Below are 17,247 nucleotides of genomic sequence, written 5' to 3'. Positions count from 1 at the left end.
ATCACACGGTGGCCGCGTCCACGTCTGAGACGACACGCCCGACCACCGGGCGCTACACCACTATGCGGGACTCAACTGTGCAGCTACGGATCACCGATCACAAAGGGATGCGGATCACTGCGTTCGCGACCAACGCCCCACGCGGCCAGCTTCCAGTGCTGGAGCTGCGTCACCGCCGCCGCGCGCGCTGCGAGGACCGGATCCGCAACGCCAAGGACATGGGCCTGATGAAGTTCCCGCTGCAGGGATTCGCGCAGAACCAGGTCTGGTGCCAGATCGTCCAGCTCGCCGGCGTCATCGTCGCCTGGATGCAGGCCATCGCGCTGGCCGGCCATGATGCACGTCGCTGGGAGCCCAAACGGTTTCGCGCACGGTTGTTCGAGATCCCCGCGACCATCGTGCGCCGCTGTCGGCACAAGATCCTGCATTCGAGGCTCATCGCATTTGAGGGTGTAGCAAGGGTCTGAAGCCGCCTGATTCGAGGAGGCTGCGGGCGATGTAGTTGGTGAGGTTGCGGAAGCCGAGGGCGGAGCCGCGCAGGTGTTCGAGCCGGCCGTTGATCGCCTCCGTCGGACCGTTGCTGGTGCCCAGTCGCTCGAAGAACGCCAGCACGTCGGCGGCGCGTTTGGTCAGTGTCCGGCCGAGCTTGCCCAGTTCCTCGAGGGTGTCGGGGACCTTCTTGCTCAGCGCCGCGATCACCTTCTCCATCTTGGCCTTAGCCTTTGCGCGGTCGAATTCTCGATACGCGGCGACCATGGCCTGGTAGATCTCCCAGGCCGCTTCGACCGCGGCGTGCTTCTCGTGGGCGAAGAGGACGCTGAGGTGTTCTTTTTGGCGGTCGGTCAGCAGGCTCATCCCGGTGTGGAGGGTGCGGCGCAGTTGCGTCCGGCAGAGTGGTGTACGAATCCCGCAGCACGTTGACTCCGGTTGGCGTGTCGACCGCGAAGTAGAAGCGGTCACCGCGGGAGGCTTTCGAGGAAACTCTCACATCCCACTCGAAAGGGACACCCGCGATGACCGCTCCCCACGATATCGACCCCCAGGCGTTTCTGTCCGATCTGCTCACCCAGGCCTCGCCGGACTTGATGCGTCAGATGCTCACCACCTTCATCAATGCCCTGCTGTCGGCCGAGGCTGACAGCGTGTGCGGCGCCGCCTACGGCGCCCGCTCGGATGAGCGCACCAACCGGCGTAACGGCTACCGGCACCGGGACCTGGACACCCGCGCCGGCACCATCGACGTCGCGATCCCGAAACTGCGCGAAGGCACCTACTTTCCCGACTGGCTCCTGGAGCGGCGCCGCCGAGCCGAGGCAGCGCTGACCACGGTGGTCGCCACCTGCTACCTGCTCGGCGTCTCCACCCGCCGGATGGACAAACTGGTGCAGACTCTCGGCATCACGGGCCTGTCGAAATCGCAGGTCTCAGAGATGAGTAAAGACCTGGATGCGCAGGTCGAAGCGTTCCGCACCCGGCCGCTCGATGCTGGGCCGTATCGGTTTGTCGCCGCCGACGCGCTCGTGCTCAAAGTGCGTGAACACGGCCGGGTCGTCAAGGTCGCCGCCATGGTCGCCACCGGCATCAACAACGACGGCTACCGCGAGATCCTCGGCCTGCAACTGGGCACCGCGGAGACCAGGGAGGGGTGGCTCGGGTTCTTCCGTGATCTGGCTGCCCGCGGCCTGTCGGGGGTGGAGCTGATCACCTCCGATGCCCATGCCGGGCTGGTCGAAGCGGCCGGGGCGGTGTTCGGGACGGCGCAGTGGCAGCGCTGCCGCACCCACTACGCGGCCAACCTGATGGCGGTGTGCCCGAAGTCGCAGTGGCCCGCGGTGAAAGCGCTGCTGCACAGCGTCTACACCCAGCCCGACGTCGAGGCGGTGATCGCCCAGTACGAGCACATGATCGACAGCCTGGCCACCCATCTGCCGGCCGCTGCCGAGCACCTCGAGGGCGCCCGCGATGAGGTGCTCACGTTCACGAAGTTCCCGAAGGAGGTGTGGAAGAAGATCTGGTCGAACAACCCGAACGAACGGCTCAACAAGGAGATCCGGAGACGCACCGACGTCGTCGGCATCTTCCCCAGCCGAGTCGCGGTGATTAGACTCCTCGGCGCGGTGCTGGCCGAGCAGCACGACGAATGGACCGAATCACGGCGCTACATGAGCCTGGAATTGCTGACCGCGACCGACACGATGCTCGCCGAAGCAGCCGCGAAAGCCGCGGCTGAACAAGCCGCCCTACAGGTCAGCGACACCATGACCGACGACCCCGGCCACGCGGCACTCGCCGCCTGACAACCCACCCGACCACGAGGAACCCGACAAAGCCTCGATACACCACTCAAAAGGACTTGACCATGGCTATGCCCGAGACCGACCTGCTGCGCATCGGCCGCTGGTGCCGTGAACGCGTGCCCGAGCACCTGTGGGATCAGGTGAGAGTAGAAGCCGAGATCGCCGACCGGCACGTCACGATCATCGAGACGCGGCCGCCGTGGGACGGGCAGGGCGACTGGACGCGGTTCCCGGTCGCGCGCCTGCGATACACCGTCAAGACCGGCCAGTGGAGCATCTACTGGCGTGACCGGCACATGAAGTTCCACGAGTACACGAAGAGGCGCCCGACGAAGAACGTCCAGAGTCTGCTCGACTACATCGGCAGCCACCAGGATCCGATCTTCTGGGGCTGAGAGCTCCCATGGCCGTGTCGGTACTCACCGCTACGGTCGGGAGTATGAGCGAAGAGCAATGGGATGAAGCGGCCTTCCGCGCATCGATCCCGGCCGCGCGCGAGAAGGTTGAGTTTGCCGCAAGGTTCTGCGAGATCGGCCCCTCACAGCCCCGCTGGGATAGTCACCGTCCCGTCGTCGAGTTGATCTTCTATCTCTGCAAGCTCGACTACGACATCAAGGTGCTCCTGCTGCCTTCCTGACCGATTGAAGCGCCCTGGGTTTGTTGGAGACTCCTGACCTTGGAAACGAGGATGGAGTTATGCCGAAAGAGCAGACAGCGGGGAAGCCGACGACGCGTCGGTATTCGCCGGAGGAGAAGGCCGCGGCGGTCCGGATGGTGAGGACGCTGCGTGCCGAGCTGGGGACCGAGCATGGGACCGTCAATCGGGTCGCGACGCAGCTCGGGTACGGGGTCGAGTCCGTGCGGATGTGGGTCAAGCAAGCCGACATTGACGACGGCGTCACCTCTGACGTGAGCAGCGCTGAGGCGCAGCGGGTGCGTGAGCTGGAGCAGGAGGTCCGGGAGTTGCGGCGGGCCAACGAGGTCCTCAAGCGTGCTGCGTCTTTCTTCGGGGCGGAGCTCGACCGCCACTACCGGAAGTAGTCGCGTTCATCGACGCGAACAAGGATGACCTGGTCGACGGTCGCCGGCTCGGAGTCGAGCTCATCTGCAGGCTGCTGCAGGTGGCTCCGAGCAGCTACTACGCCGCCAAGACCCGCGCCCCCTCGGCTCGCGCGGTGCGGGACGAGGAGCTGATCCCGCAGCTGGTCGAGCTCTGGGAGACGAACTACCGCGTCTATGGAATCCGCAAGCTCTGGAAAGCCGCCGGCCGGGCGGGGATCATGATCGGCCGAGACCAGGCCGCCCGGCTGATGCGCGCTGCAGGCATCGAGGGTGCGCGGCGGTCGAAGCGGGTGAAGACGACCCGGCCAGATCCGACCGCGGCGCGGCACCCGGACCTCGTGAAGCGGGAGTTCACCGCGCCTGCCCCGAACCGGCTCTGGGTCACCGACCTGGCGTTCGTGCCGACGTGGGCCGGCGTCGCGTACGTCTGCTTCATCGTCGACGCGTTCTCCCGGATGATCGTCGGGTGGCGGTGCGCGTCACACATGCGCACCGAGATGGTCCTCGACGCGATCGAGATGGCCCGCTGGTCCCGCGGCGCTCGCCACGAGGACCTGCGCTGCCACAGCGACGCGGGGTCTCAATTCACCTCCATTCGCTACGGCGAACGCCTCGCCGAGATCGGAGCGACACCGTCGATCGGGACCGTCGGGGACAGCTATGACAACGCCCTGGCCGAGACCGTGAACGGCTATTACAAGGCCGAGCACGTCCGCGGACCCGCACGGCCAGGTCCCTGGCGGACGGTCGAGGACCTCGAGCTCGCGACCCTCGGGTGGGTGTCCTGGCACAACACGCAACGCCTCCACGGCTACCTCGGCGACGTCCCACCCGCCGAGTTCGAGGACACGTTCTATGCTGTCGAAGCCGGCCGCGAACAGCTGGTCGGAATCAAATAGCGCGAGTCTCCATCAGACCCAGGGGGCTTCAGGGCCAACGCTCTGGTCACCGACGAGATCGATTTTGGATCGAGCCGCTCGGCCACTGAGGAAGTTCTGAATTCCCGGGGATATAAGTCGAGCCGAACGCCGAACCGTAGGGTCTGTCTCGATCAGTTTGTGCTAAGGAATATGTCAGGCACGGAAAGAGGCCCAGGCGCTCCCCTCGAGGGAGTACCTGGGCCTCATTCCATTTTCCCTCGTCAGATGCGGACTCTGACCCGTGGGAACGTGGTCGGGCTAGCGGGATTTGAACCCACGACCTCTTGACCCCCAGTCAAGCGCGCTACCAAGCTGCGCCATAGCCCGTGGCGAATCGCGGTCATCCGCGCTTCGGCACCCGATGAGCATACCCCACCGGCACCGCCGGGCGCGAATCGGAAGCGGGCCTGCCAGGTCGTCGTTGTCAGGGGCAAACCGCGCGACACCCCCGAAACGTGAACAAGGGGCCCACGTCCTCTTCACAGACGTGAACCCCTCATCCCTTGACCGAGGGCCACCCGACCGAGAGTCCCCCAGCGACCGCGGCCCCGGCGTACCGGTGGGCCTGGCGGTCTGCACGAACCCTCTCATGACTGAGGGTGCAGTCGTGCACGGGTGAAGCGTAACACGTCGAGCCGCTCCGATCCGCCGTTCCGGGCGGGTCGAAGAGGCGTGTCGGGGGGGCTCACGGATCCCCGTCGCAGGATCAGTACGTGAAGGTCCGGTCCCCCACGCGGAATTCGACATCCTTCAGGTCCGGGATGGCGTTGCGCGCCCGCTCCGCCGCCTCCCGCATCGTGTCCTCGAGGACCTGGGGATCGGCATCGAGCAAAGACTGGCCGTACTCGATGACCACCTTTCCGTCCTCCCGGAGCGCCTCGACGTCGACGATGTCCGAACCGGAGGGCAGGGATCGCGTCAGGTCCTCGACGACCTCGGCGGCGCGCTGGTCCGCCTCTGCGAGGGCGCCCTCGGCCTCCTGGCGCAGCTGCCCCAGGTCCACGCGGTCCGAGGCGTCCGCCTCCAGCTCGCTGATCCGGTCCTCGGCCTGGGCGAGCCGGTCCTCCGCGCTCTGCAGCGCGGCCCGGGTCTCGCCGTCGTCGACCGCACAGCCGGATGCGGCCAGCGCGAGCGCGGCCAGGGTGGCCAGGGACAGGGCGGCGGGGCGACGTCGGATGAGGCTCATGCCCTCAGGCTACGAGGCGAAGGTGGACGAACGGTGGGAGCTTGCCGGGACGACGACGTCCCCCGGCGCGGGTGGCCGAGGGACGTCGTCGCGGGCGGTGCCGGATCAGCGGCGGCGGCCGCGCTTCTCGCGCACGCGCATGCCGATCTCGAGGGGCGTGCCCTCGAACCCGAACGTCTCGCGCAGGCGGCGCACGATGAACCGGCGGTAGCCGGGGTCCAGGAACCCGGTGGTGAACAGCACGAACTTGGGCGGCCGGCTCGAGACCTGGGTCGCGAACAGGATGCGGGGCTGCTTGCCGCCGCGCAGCGGGTGCGGGTGGGCCGCCACGAGCTCGCCGAGGAACGCGTTGAGCTTGCCCGTGGGGATGCGGGTGTCCCATGAGTCCAGGGCGAGGTCCAGCGCGGGGACGAGACGGTCCTTGTGCCAGCCGGTCTTCGCGGAGATGTTCACGCGCGGCGCCCACGCGACGTGCGCCAGGTCCCGCTCGATCTCCTTGGCCAGCTGGAGCCGCCGATCCTCATCCACCTGGTCCCACTTGTTGAACGCGATCACGAGGGCGCGACCGGAGTCCAGCACCATCTGGAGGATGCGCACGTCCTGCTCCGAGATCACCTGCGGCGCCTCGAGCAGCACCACGGCCACCTCGGCGCGGTCCAGGGCGGAGGCCGTGCGCAGCGAGGCGTAGTAGTCGGCGCCGTGGGCCATGTGCTGCCGTCGACGGATGCCGGCGGTGTCCACGAAGCGCCACAGCCGTCCGCCGAGCTCCACGAGCTCGTCCACGGGGTCGCGCGTGGTGCCGGCCAGGTCGTCCACCACCACGCGGTCCGAGCCGGCCAGCTTGTTCAGCAGCGAGGACTTGCCCACGTTCGGCCGGCCCACGAGGGCGATCCGGCGCGGGCCGCCGCGCGGCACGAGACCGCCGTGGGCGGACTCCTCCGGCAGTGCCTCGAGCGCGGCGTCCAACAGGTCCGCGACGCCGCGGCCGTGCACCGCGGACACCGGGTACGGGTAGCCGAAGCCGAGCGACCACAGGGTGGCGGCGTCGGCCTCCTGGACCATGTCGTCCACCTTGTTGGCGGCCACGATCACGGGGCGGTCCTTGCGGCGCAGCATCGAGACCACGGCCTCGTCCGTGGCCGTCATGCCGACGGTGGCGTCCACCACGAACACGACGGCGTCCGCCACGTCCACGGCCAGCTCGGCCTGCTCGGCCACGCGACGGTGGATGCCCTTGGCGTCGTGCTCCCAGCCGCCGGTGTCCACCACGGTGAACTCGCGGCCGTTCCACTCGGCGTCGTAGGAGACGCGGTCGCGCGTCACGCCGGGCACGTCCTCCACGACGGCCTCACGACGGCCGATGATGCGGTTGACGAGCGTGGACTTGCCGACGTTCGGCCGGCCCACGACGGCCAGCACGGGCGGCACGGGCGCGTCGACGTCCTCGTCCGGCCCGAGCTGCCACGCGTCGAGGAGGGCGGCGTCGTCCTCCTCGAGCTCATAGTCGGCCAGGCCGGCGCGCAACGACGCGGCACGCGCCTCGGCCTCCTCCTCGGTCATGGCGGCGAGCCGCTCGGCCACCTGATCGTCGCCGGCGGGGACGAACTCGTCCTCACCGGAGCGGTGCTGGGGGTTCTCGGTCATCGTCGGCCTCCCTTCACGGCCGGGATGCCGGCCTGGTCCTCGACGGCGGCCAGGACGGCCGCCACGGTCTGCTCGAAGTCGAGCTCGGTGGAGTCCACGAGCGCCACCCCGTCGGCGGGGCGGTCGAACGTGGACACGGTGGCGTCGCGGGCGTCGCGCCCGGCCACCTGACGGTGCAGCGTGCCGGCGTCGACGCCGGTCTCCCCCGCCGCGGCCAGCTGGCCCGAGCGGCGGGCGGTGCGCACGGCCTCGGACGCCGTGAGCAGCACGCGCGCGTGGGCGTCCGGGGCCACCACCGTGGTGATGTCGCGGCCCTCGGCGACCATCCGGCCCGCGGCGGCGATCGCCGCCCGCTGGCGACGGTGCAGCTCCTCGCGCACCGGGATCACCACGGCGACGGTGGAGACCGTGTCCGTGACCTCGGGGCCGCGGATCGCCTCGGTGACGTCCGTGCCGCCGACCCGCACGGCCTCGACGTCCGGGTCGGTGGACTGGTCCAGGTCCATGGCGACGGCGGCCGCCGCCACGGCCTCCGCATCGGCCAGGTCGACGCCCTCGTTCAGGCAGTGCCACGCCACGGCGCGGTACATGGCGCCGGTGTCCAGGTACGCGGCGCCGAGACGCCGGGCCACGGCCTTGGACACGGACGACTTGCCCGAGCCCGAGGGGCCGTCCACCGCCACCACGAGCGGCGCGGGTGCGACGTCGTCGCGGGTGTGCTCGGTCATCTCAGACCACCTTCCATCCGGCGGCGGTCAGCGCCGCCACGAGTTCGTCCCTGCGGCCGGGCAGCACGGAGATCTCCACCATGCCGACCCGGTGGCCCGAGGCGTGCTCGAGCCGCAGGTCCTCCACGTTCACGTCCGTGCGGCCGACCTCGTCGAGGAGGGCCGCGATCTGCCCGGGGGCGTCGTCCACGATCACCGTGACCACCGCGAACGCCTGCGGCGGCGCCCCGTGCTTGCCGGGCACCCGTGCCCGACCGGCGTTGCCCTCGGCGATCAGCTGCGCCATGTCCAGCCGCGCCCCGGGGGCGGAGGGGTCCTCCAGGGTGCGGATCAGCCGGTCCAGGTCCGCCCGCAGCCCGTGCAGCGCCGGCACGATCCGCCCGGCGTTGCCGGAGAGGATCTGCACCCACAGCTGCGGGTCCGACGCTGCGATCCGGGTGGTGTCCCGCAGCCCGTTGCCGGCCAGGGCGAGCGCCTGGTCCGGGGTGTCCTGCAGGCGGGAGGCCACGAGCGAGGCGGCGATCTGCGGCAGGTGCGAGATCAGCGCGACCGATTCGTCGTGGGCGCGGGCCGCCATCCGGTACGGGGTGGCCTGCAGCGTCAGCGCGAGCGCCCGACCGGCCGCGAGGGCGCCCGGGTGCGTCGTGTCCGTCGGGCACAGCACCCACGGCGCCTGCGTGAACAGGGTGCCGCGGGCCGCCACGGGACCGGACCGCTCGGAGCCGGCCATCGGGTGCGTCCCGAGGTACCGGTCGGCGTCCTGCGGGGCCAGGCGGCCGTCGTCGACGGCAGCGCGCACGCCCGCGGCGACCGCCTCCTTCACCGAGGCGATGTCCACCACCACGGCCGCGGGCCAGCGGCGCAGCGAGTCGACCACGACGTCGGCGGTCACGTCCGGCGGCGCGGCCACGACGACGAGGCCCGGGGCGACGTCGAGGTCGTCGCCCTCGGCGTCCAGGCGGGCGGGGCGTCCGGCGCGGATGTCCGCGGCCACGGCCAGGGCGGCGGGCGAGGGGTCGTGCAGGCGCACGTCCACACCGGCCGCGCTCAGCCCGATGCCGATCGAGGCGCCCAGCAGACCGGTCCCCCGGACGAGCACGGGCTGCGGGATCCCGGCCGGGCCGTCACCGAGCTTGGCGGCGGACTCGGCGGGCGCGCTCACAGGCCGACCAGGGCCTTGAGGTGGCCCAGCTCCTGCGCGTTGAGTGCGCGGACGGTGCCCTGCTTCTGGTCGCCCAGCAGGATGGGGCCCACCTTGACGCGGACGAGCCGCTCGACCGGGTGGCCGATCTCCTGGAACATGCGACGCACGATGCGGTTCTTGCCCGAGTGCAGCACGACCTCGACGAGCACGTGGCCCGGCGTCGAGTCGACGAGCTTGAACGAGTCGACCTGCGCCACGCCGTCCTCCAGTTCCACGCCCTCGCGCAGCCGGTTGGAGACGCCCTTGGCCAGCGGGCCGCGGGTCTGCACGACGTAGGTCTTGGGGACCTCGTAGCTGGGGTGGGTGAGGCGGTTGGCCAGCTCACCGTCGTTGGTGAGGATGAGCAGGCCCTCGGTCTCGTTGTCCAGACGGCCCACGTGGAACAGGTGCTCCTGCCCGGGCTTGAGGTAGGTGGCGATCGAGGGCCGGCCCTCCGGGTCCACCATCGTGGAGATCACGCCGCGGGGCTTGTTGAAGACGAAGTACTGCTTGGTCACGTCCGTCTGCACGGAGATGCCGTCCACCCGGATCACGGCCCGGGCCGGGTCCACGCGCACGCCGGGCTCGGTGACGACGACGCCGTCCACCTCCACACGGCCCTCCGCGATGAGGTCCTCGCTCACGCGCCGGGACGCCACACCCGCCGCGGCCAGCACCTTCTGCAGGCGCTCGCCCGACTCGTCGTGGATGCGGTCGAGGTGGGCGGCCTTGGCCCGGGCGGCGCCGGCGCCGCGGCCGCGGCGGCCGCGGGTGCGCGGCACGGCGTCCTCGTCGAAGGGGGCCTCCTCACGGGGGGCGGCGGCGCCGCGGCGGGCACCGATCTGTCGCTGGAAATCGCGCTCCTGGAACGGGCCGCCCCGTCGACCGACGGCGGGGGTGCGTCCGGAGCCTCGCGGCTTGCGGGAGTTCATGGGGAGGGCGTCCTTTCGGGTGCGCGTCAACGGCGCCGGTCGGGCCGGCGGCGGACGGGTCAGGGGGTGAGGGACGGCCCGGAGACGGACACGCCCGGCTCCATTCTCGCAGATCGACGGCGTCGCGTCTCCCGGCCACCGCTCCCCCGGCCGCGAGCGCGCAGAGAACCGGCCCGGTCCCGCGACGGGACCGGGCCGGCGTCGTCGGCGCTCAGCGGACGGTCACGGCGCGCCGCCGCGGCAGATCAGCTCGCGGGCGAGCTGCCGGTAGGCCTTGGCGCCGTCGTGGTTCTCGGCGAACAGGGTGATGGGCGTGGCCGCCACCGTGGCGTCGGCGAACTTGATGGACCGCTTGATGACGGTCTCGAACACGCGGTCCCCGAAGCCGGCCACCAGCGAGCCCACGACCTCCTTGGAGTGCAGGGTTCGCTGGTCGAACATCGTGGCCAGCACGCCGTCGATCTCCAGGTCCGGGTTGAGCCGGTCCTGCACCTTCTCGATCGTCTCGACGAGCAGGGCGACCGCGCGCAGCGCGAAGAACTCGGCGGTCAGCGGGATGATCACGCCGTGCGAGGCGGTCAGCGCGTTGACGGTCAGCAGGCCCAGCGAGGGCTGGCAGTCGATGAGGACCACGTCGTAGTCGTCGCGGACCTGGCGCAGCGCGCGCTCGAGGACCTGCTCGCGGGCCACCTCGTTGACGAGCTGCACCTCGGCCGCGGACAGGTCGATGTTGGCCGGCAGCAGGTCCATGTTCTCGAAGTCCGTGGACAGGATCGCGTCCTTCGCGGTCACGGACCGTTCCATGAGCACGTTGTACACCGTGGTGTCGAGCTCGTGCGGGTTCGCGCCCAGGCCGGCCGAGAGGGCGCCCTGCGGGTCGAAGTCCACCATGAGCACCCTGCGGCCGTAGCCCGCGAGCGCGGCGCCCAGGTTGATGGTGGAGGTCGTCTTCCCGACGCCGCCCTTCTGGTTCACCATCGAGATGATCCGCGCCGGGCCGTGCGAGGTCAGGGGTGCGGGCTCGGGGAAGTCGTGCTTGGGCCGGCCGGTGGGCCCGAGCACGGGCTCGCCGTGGATGGTCATCACGGGGATCGGTTCTCTCGAGGTCACGGCGGCGCCGGCTCCTTCCACGGTGGTCTGCACGCCCGGCCGCGGGCCGCGGCGCGCCGCGGCCGCCGTCGTCGGCGTGTCCGGATCTTCCCCCACCCTAGTGCCTGGCGTTCCCGGGACGACGGCGGCGCCGGGGACGGGCCGGTGTCCAGGCTCGTCCCCGGCGTCGCCGGTGGTCGACGGTGCGGCGTGCCGCGCGGGCCCGCCGCCTCCGTCAGCGGGCGGGGTTCCGGTCGCCGTCGGCGGCCATGGCGAAGTTCAGGCTGGAGTCGGGGTGACCCTCGTAGGCCTGCTCGGCGATCGTCGGGGACTGCTGCGGGTCGTGCGCGGCGCCGTCGTGGCCGGCCACGGTCGCCTCGTCGAACTTCAGCTCGCCGCTGAGGACGCGCCGGGCGCGCTCGCCGTCGAGCTCGCCCACCCAGCGGCCGATGAGGAGCGTGGCCACGGCGTTGCCGGTGAAGTTCGTCAGGGCGCGGGCCTCGGACATGAACTTGTCGATGCCCACGATCACTCCCATGCCTCCGAGCAGCTCGGGTCGGTGCGCCTGCAGGCCGGCGGCGAGCGTGGCCATGCCCGCGCCGGTGACGCCGGCCGCGCCCTTCGAGGCGATGATCATGAAGACCAGCAGGCCGACCTGCTCGCCGAGGTTCATCTCCGCGCCCATCGCGTTGGAGACGAAGAGCGCGGCCATGGTCAGGTAGATGGCGGTGCCGTCCAGGTTGAAGGAGTAGCCGGTGGGCACGGTCACGCCCACGACGGACTTGTCCACGCCGGCGTGCTCCATCTTGGCGATCAGGCGGGGCAGGGCGGTCTCGGAGGAGCTGGTGGCGAAGATGAGCAGGTACTCCCGGCCCAGGTACTTCATGAGGGACAGGATGCTCAGGCCGGTCACGACCTTCAGGACGGTGCCGAGCACCACCACGATGAAGGCGATGCAGGTCAGGTAGAAGGCGCCCATGAGCAGCGCCATGGCGCCGATCGCGGACCAGCCCGTGGCGCCGACGACGGCGGCGATCGCACCGAAGGCGCCGATCGGGGCGACCCACATCACCATCATGAGGATGCGGAACACGACGCCCTGGATCAGGGTGAGACCACGCAGCAGCGGGGCGCCGGCCGGGCCCATCTGCTGCAGGGCGAAGCCCACGAGCAGGGCGATGAACAGGGTGGGCAGCACCGGCAGGGAGCCGGGGATGATGTCCAGCAGGAACTGGACGGTGCCGTCCACCGCGGCCTGGGGCTTGTTCGGGTCGTAGGGCGTCAGCTTGAGGCCCTCGCCGGGGTGGATGAGGTTGCCGACGACGAGGCCGACCGCCAGCGCGAACGTGGACATCGCCATGAAGTAGACCAGGGCGATGCCGCCCACGCGGCCGACGGTCGCGGCCTTGGCGATCGAGCCGACGCCGAGGGCGATCGTGCAGAAGATGACCGGGCCGATCATCATCTTGATGAGGGAGACGAAGCCGTCGCCCAGGGGCTTGAGGGACTTGCCGAACTCGGGGAAGAGCAGGCCGACAGCGGCGCCCAGCACCACCGAGGCGATCACGGCGATGTACAGCCAGTGGGTGCGGTCCTTCTTCGTCGCCGGGGCCGGCGGGGCCGAGGTCTCGGCCGGTGGGGTGTGCGCCATCGGGCGTTCCGTTCTGTGCGGTGGTGGGGCGCCGCCGAGCGGTCCGCAGCGGCGCGGGGGATGTGACCACTCTCGCGGCCCCCGGTGGTGTCGGTCACGATTGCGGTCATAGTGGTCACGGTGGCCCGTCGGCTGCAGGATCGTGGGGGTGGACCGGCGCGTCGCCGGCCCGAGGGAGGAGAGGCATGCGCCACCCGTGGTCGATCGCCCGGCGGATCGCCGTGGTCCACGTGGCGCTCGTGGCGGCCATCGCCCTGTTCAGCGTGTGGAGCGCCTACCTCCAGGCCCGCGAGGTGGCCCTGCGCGTCGAGGAGCGCCACGTGCAGGGCGTCACCACCCTCGTGGCGCGCGACCCCGCGCTCGTCTCGGCCCTGCGGGCCGGCGATGCCCCCGCCCTGCAGGCCGGGATCGACGGCTGGATCGCCGAGGCGCAGGTCTCGTGGCTGACCGTGATGGATCCGGAGGGGATGCGGTTGGCGAGCTGGCGCCCCGAGCAGGTCGGCGTCCGCTATCCGAGGCCGGTGGACGCCGTCGTCGCCGGGGACACCGTCGTGGAGCTCTCGAGCACCGGTGCGGCGGGCCGTTCGGTGCGCGCGCTCGCACCGGTCGTGGACCCGGAGGACGGCACCGTCCTGGGCGTGGTCACGACGGGCGTGCAGATCTCCGATGTCGCCATCATGGCCCAGGCCCAGATCCCCGGCATCCTGCTGGGCTCGGCCGCCGTGGCCGCCGTCGGCCTGCTCGTCGCCTGGCTCGTGGGCCGGTATCTGAACCGGGTGACGCTCGGACGCGGCCCCGAGCAGATCGCCGAGCAGTTCCTGCTGGCGGAGACGGCCATGGACTCGCTCGAGGCCGGCGTCGTGGTCCTCGCCCCGGACGGGCGGGTCCGCCTGCACAACGACGCCGCCGCGCGCCTGCTCGGCTGGGAGGGCGCGGGCGAGCCTCGACTGCCCCCCGAGCTCTCCGCGGCCCTGCCGGGCGCGGTCGGCGGCGAGGCGAGCCTTGCCGTCGGCGGGCGGGTCCTCGTGGTGCAGCAGCGTGACGTGCGGGCGCCCGGCCGTTCCGACCCCGGCGGGTCGGTCCCGCCGACGGCCCTCGCCGCGGCCGCCCGCGAGGGCGTGACCACCGCCCCGGCGGGATCGCGCGTGCTCGTCCTGCACAACCGCACCGACCTGCAGCGGCTCGGCGACGAGCTCACCGTGGCCCACACCCTGACCACGGCGCTGCGCGCGCAGACGCATGAGCACGCCAACCAGCTGCACACCGCCCTCGCCCTCGTGGAGTCGGGCCGGCTGGAGGCCGCCCGGGCCGTGCTGTCCCGCCGCGCCGCGGACGAGGAGGTCTCCGACGACGTCCTCGCCGCCCTGCTCGACGCGAAGGCCGCCCAGGCGCGTGAGCGGGGCGTGGCGCTGACCTGGTCGGCCGAGCTGACCGCGCCCGCCCCGCTGCGCCCGCTCGACCTGCTGACCGTGCTGGGCAACCTGGTGGACAACGCCCTCGACGCGGCCGCCGCACCCGACCTGTCCGCGGCAGACCGGTGGGTCGACGTCGAGGTGGTCTCGGACGCCGCGGGCCTGCTCGTGCAGGTGGCCGACGGCGGCCCCGGACCCTCCGACGCGGACCGCGGCCGACTCTTCGACCGGGGCTGGTCGACGAAGCCCGTCGGCGCCGCCGGACGCGGCATGGGGCTGTGGCTGACGCGGCGGATCGCGGAGGAGGCCGGCGGGGTCGTGGACGTCGCGACCGACTCGGGCACCGTGTTCACCGTCGAGGTGCCCCGCGACCCCCGACCCCAGGAGGAGACATGACCGCCCGCCCGTACCGGGTGCTCGTCGTCGAGGACGAGCAGCTGACGGCCGAGACCTACGTGGCGCACCTGGACCGGCTGCCGGGCTTCGAGGTGGCCGCGGTGGCCGGTTCCCTGTTGGCCGCGCGGCAGGTCGCCGCGGCGGGCCTGCACGCGGACGGGCGCTTCCCGTTCGACGTCGTGCTCCTGGACATGAACCTGCCCGACGGGCACGGCCTGGACTTCCTGCACCAACTGCGCGCGGCCGGCTTCCACGGCGGGGTGCTGGCGCTCACCGCGGCCACCGACCTGCCGGTGGTGCGCCGGGCCGTCGCGTACGGCGTGACGCAGTACCTCGTGAAGCCGTTCGGGTTCGAGGAGTTCGCGGATCGGCTGGGCGGGTTCCGCGCCGCCTCGGCGATGCTGGCCGGCGACGGCGCCCTCGACGGCCAGGAGCAGGTGGACGCCGTCTTCCGCGTCTCCCGTGAGCGGCGCGCCGAGGCCCTGCCCAAGGGGCTGACCGAGGGCACCCTGCGCGAGGTGGTGGAGCTGCTGGGGGCGGACCCGGAGACCGCCCTGAGCGCGGCCGAGGTGGGCGAGCGCCTGGGCATCTCCCGCGTGACGGCCCGGCGCTACCTCGAGCACCTCGAGCGGATCCGCCGGGTGCGGCGCTCGGCCCGGCACGGCGGCCGTGGCCGGCCCGAGCAGGAGTACCGCTGGGCCGGCCGCACGTGAGCGGGGCTCAGCGGGCCGGGCGCAGCACCCCGGCCAGGGCCTCGAGCACGGCGGGGTCCTCGATGGTCGAGGGCACCGCGTACTCCTCGCCGTCGGCCATCTGCCGCATGGTCTTGCGCAGGATCTTGCCCGAGCGGGTCTTGGGCAGCGCGTCCACCACGACGACGTCGCGGAAGTCCGCCACCGGGCCCACCTCGCGGCGCACCGCCTGACGCAGCTCGTCCAGGAGCGCGGCCTCGGCCTCGGAGCCGGCCTCGGGCGTCTCGACGCCGGACTTGAGGACCACGTAGCCCGAGGGCCGCTGGCCCTTGAGCGGGTCCGCGATGCCGATCACGGCACATTCGGCCACCGCCGGGTGGGCGGCCAGGGCGGCCTCGAGGACGCCCGTGGACAGCCGGTGCCCGGAGACGTTGATGACGTCGTCGGTGCGGCCGAGCACGAACACGTAGCCGTCCTCGTCCACGACGCCGGAGTCACCGGTCGCGTAATGGCCGGGGAACGCGCTGAGGTAGGAGTCGATGTAGCGCTGGTCGTCGCCCCACAGGGTGGGCAGGGTGCCCGGGGGCAGCGGCAGCCGCAGGGCGATGTTGCCCTCGGTCCCGGCGGGCACGGGCTCGCCCAGGCCGTCCAGGACCACGAGATCGACGCCCGGCGAGGGCACCGAGGACGAGCCGATCTTCACCGGCAGCTGCTCCAGGCCCACCGGGTTCGCCGCGATGGCCCACCCGGTCTCGGTCTGCCACCAGTGGTCGATCACCGGCATGCCCAGCAGGCCCTCGATCCACCGCTGCGTCTCCGGGTCCAGGCGCTCGCCCGCGGCGAAGAAGTGCCGCAGGGAGGACAGGTCGTGGTCCTTGAGCAGCTCGCCCTCGGGGTCGGCGCGGCGGATCGCGCGCAGCGCCGTGGGGGCCGTGAAGAAGGAGCGCACGCCGTGGTCCTCGATCAGCCGCCAGAACGCGCCGGCGTCGGACGTGCCCACGGGCTTGCCCTCGTACATGACCGTGGTGGCCCCGGCCAGCAGCGGGCCGTAGACGATGTAGGAGTGCCCCACAACCCAGCCCACGTCCGAGGCCGTGCACATCGCCTGCCCCGGACCGACGTCGTAGATGTGCTCCATGGTCCAGCGCAGGGCGACGGCGTGGCCCCCGTTGTCCCGGACGACGCCCTTCGGCTTGCCCGTGGTGCCCGAGGTGTAGAGCACGTACAGCGGGTCGGTGGCCTGCACCGGGACGCAGTCGGCCGGCTCGGCGGCCGCGACGGCCTCGCCCCAGTCCTCCCAGCTCGCGCCCCCGCGCCCGTCGGCGTCCGCGAGCGCGGTCTCGAAGCCCTCGCGGTGGTGGACCAGCACCGTGCGCACGGGGTGCGCGGCGGTCTCGAGCGCCTCGGCCACGGCGGGCAGGTATTCGACCCGGCGCTTGGGCTCGATGCCGCCGGAGCAGGTGAGCACGACGTCGGGGGCGGCGTCGTCGATGCGGGAGGCGAGCTCGCGCGGGGCGAAGCCGCCGAAGACCACGGAGTGCACCGCGCCGAGCCGCGCGCACGCCAGCATCGCGATGTGGGCCTGCGGGATCATCGGCAGGTACACGAGGACGCGGTCGCCCTTGCCGACGCCGCGCGCGGCCAGGGCGCCGGCCAGGCGGGCCACCGCGTCCGTGAGCTCGGCGTACGTGTAGCGGGTGACCTCACCGGTCATCGCGGAGTCGTGGATCAGCGCGACGGCGTCCCCGCGGCCCGCCTCGACGTGCCGGTCCAGGCAGTTGAAGGCGGTGTTCAGCTCGCCGTCCGGGAACCAGCGGTACAGAGGCGCGGCGGAGTCGTCGAGGGCGCGCGTGGGCGCGACGGTCCAGTCGATGGCGCGCGCCGCGTCGAGCCAGAACCCCTCGGGGTCGCGGAGGGAGCGGGCGTGGGCGTCGGCGTACGCGCCGGAGGGGTGGTCTTCGGCGGGGGCATCGTGGGTCGCCATGCGCCCAGGGTAGTGCCGTGGATCACAGGGGGCAAGGGATCTGTATACATTTCGTGCCCCGTCAGTGAGGC

Annotated in this window: 14 protein-coding genes, 1 tRNA gene, 2 pseudogenes and 1 other annotated feature; of the genes and pseudogenes, 7 read left to right on the top strand and 10 right to left on the bottom strand. The window is 71.7% G+C overall.

Features of this window, described 5'->3' with window-relative positions:
- Nucleotides 1–380, top strand: a pseudogene (locus QL983_RS01945) (transposase); the annotation flags it as partial.
- Nucleotides 381–435: 55 nt separating this feature from the next.
- Here QL983_RS01945 and QL983_RS01940 read toward each other — a convergent pair.
- Nucleotides 436–879 (bottom strand): annotated as a pseudogene (locus tag QL983_RS01940) (transposase); the annotation flags it as partial.
- A 134-nt stretch (nt 880–1,013) separates the two neighbouring features.
- Between QL983_RS01940 and QL983_RS01935 the strand changes: the two are divergent.
- The 4 genes from QL983_RS01935 to QL983_RS01920 all read left to right on the top strand — a co-directional run bounded on the left by QL983_RS01935 (nt 1,014) and on the right by QL983_RS01920 (nt 4,258).
- Nucleotides 1,014–2,297, top strand: a complete 1,284-nt coding sequence (locus tag QL983_RS01935; protein ID WP_036337267.1) for an IS256 family transposase — start codon at nt 1,014–1,016, stop codon at nt 2,295–2,297.
- 62 nt (nt 2,298–2,359) lie between these two features.
- Nucleotides 2,360–2,692: a DUF3024 domain-containing protein gene (locus QL983_RS01930; protein WP_036315702.1), complete on the top strand. Its 333-nt coding sequence runs from the start codon at nt 2,360–2,362 to the stop codon at nt 2,690–2,692.
- A 44-nt stretch (nt 2,693–2,736) separates the two neighbouring features.
- Nucleotides 2,737–2,934, top strand: coding sequence for a hypothetical protein (locus tag QL983_RS01925; protein ID WP_010078466.1), 198 nt, complete (start codon nt 2,737–2,739; stop codon nt 2,932–2,934).
- A 59-nt stretch (nt 2,935–2,993) separates the two neighbouring features.
- Nucleotides 2,994–4,258, top strand: a protein-coding gene (locus QL983_RS01920) for an IS3 family transposase (protein ID WP_231866286.1) whose coding sequence is annotated in 2 segments (ribosomal slippage) — nt 2,994–3,297 and nt 3,297–4,258 — 1,266 coding nt in all. Because the reading frame shifts where the segments join, the coding sequence is not laid out codon by codon here.
- Nucleotides 3,293–3,427, top strand: a sequence feature (AL1L pseudoknot). Its footprint overlaps the gene before it by 135 nt.
- Before the next feature lie 271 nt (nt 4,259–4,529).
- On the opposite strand, the gene QL983_RS01915 is transcribed toward QL983_RS01920, so the two are convergent.
- From QL983_RS01915 to QL983_RS01880, 8 genes are all read right to left on the bottom strand, one after another.
- Nucleotides 4,530–4,606: transfer RNA gene (locus QL983_RS01915), tRNA-Pro, on the bottom strand.
- Between the two features lie 379 nt (nt 4,607–4,985).
- Complete coding sequence (locus QL983_RS01910) at nt 4,986–5,465, bottom strand: hypothetical protein (RefSeq protein WP_044659889.1); 480 nt, start codon at nt 5,463–5,465, stop codon at nt 4,986–4,988.
- 105 nt (nt 5,466–5,570) lie between these two features.
- Nucleotides 5,571–7,109, bottom strand: coding sequence for a ribosome biogenesis GTPase Der (gene der / locus QL983_RS01905; RefSeq protein WP_063189215.1), 1,539 nt, complete (start codon nt 7,107–7,109; stop codon nt 5,571–5,573).
- Nucleotides 7,106–7,837, bottom strand: a complete 732-nt coding sequence (cmk, locus tag QL983_RS01900) for a (d)CMP kinase (RefSeq protein ID WP_041102682.1) — start codon at nt 7,835–7,837, stop codon at nt 7,106–7,108. The genes der and cmk overlap by 4 nt, the downstream gene beginning before the upstream one ends.
- Nucleotide 7,838: 1 nt before the next feature.
- Nucleotides 7,839–8,999, bottom strand: a complete 1,161-nt coding sequence (locus QL983_RS01895) for a prephenate dehydrogenase (protein WP_063189213.1) — start codon at nt 8,997–8,999, stop codon at nt 7,839–7,841.
- Nucleotides 8,996–9,952, bottom strand: coding sequence for a pseudouridine synthase (locus tag QL983_RS01890; RefSeq protein WP_041102683.1), 957 nt, complete (start codon nt 9,950–9,952; stop codon nt 8,996–8,998). Before QL983_RS01890 ends, QL983_RS01895 begins: the two co-directional genes overlap by 4 nt.
- A gap of 222 nt (nt 9,953–10,174) precedes the next feature.
- A complete protein-coding gene (locus tag QL983_RS01885; RefSeq protein WP_036315755.1) occupies nt 10,175–11,035 on the bottom strand; it encodes a ParA family protein in 861 nt (286 codons plus the stop codon).
- 241 nt (nt 11,036–11,276) lie between these two features.
- Nucleotides 11,277–12,692, bottom strand: a complete 1,416-nt coding sequence (locus QL983_RS01880; protein ID WP_063189211.1) for a cation:dicarboxylase symporter family transporter — start codon at nt 12,690–12,692, stop codon at nt 11,277–11,279.
- A 185-nt stretch (nt 12,693–12,877) separates the two neighbouring features.
- On the opposite strand from QL983_RS01880, the gene QL983_RS01875 reads away from it, so the two are divergent.
- Nucleotides 12,878–14,500, top strand: a complete 1,623-nt coding sequence (locus tag QL983_RS01875; RefSeq protein WP_145951496.1) for an ATP-binding protein — start codon at nt 12,878–12,880, stop codon at nt 14,498–14,500.
- Entirely contained in the window at nt 14,497–15,213 is a 717-nt protein-coding gene (locus tag QL983_RS01870; protein WP_290151142.1) for a response regulator, read from the top strand. The genes QL983_RS01875 and QL983_RS01870 overlap by 4 nt, the downstream gene beginning before the upstream one ends.
- A 7-nt stretch (nt 15,214–15,220) precedes the next feature.
- On the opposite strand, the gene QL983_RS01865 is transcribed toward QL983_RS01870, so the two are convergent.
- On the bottom strand, nt 15,221–17,176 hold the full coding sequence (locus QL983_RS01865; protein ID WP_290151141.1) for an AMP-binding protein: 1,956 nt from the start codon (nt 17,174–17,176) through the stop codon (nt 15,221–15,223).
- Between the last annotated feature and the right edge of the window lie 71 nt (nt 17,177–17,247).

The organism is Micrococcus sp. APC 4021, assembly GCF_030407635.1.
Lineage (GTDB): Bacteria > Actinomycetota > Actinomycetes > Actinomycetales > Micrococcaceae > Micrococcus > Micrococcus luteus.
The sequence above is the reverse complement of the archived record's forward strand: the minus strand, read 5'-3'. Positions and strand labels throughout refer to the sequence as shown.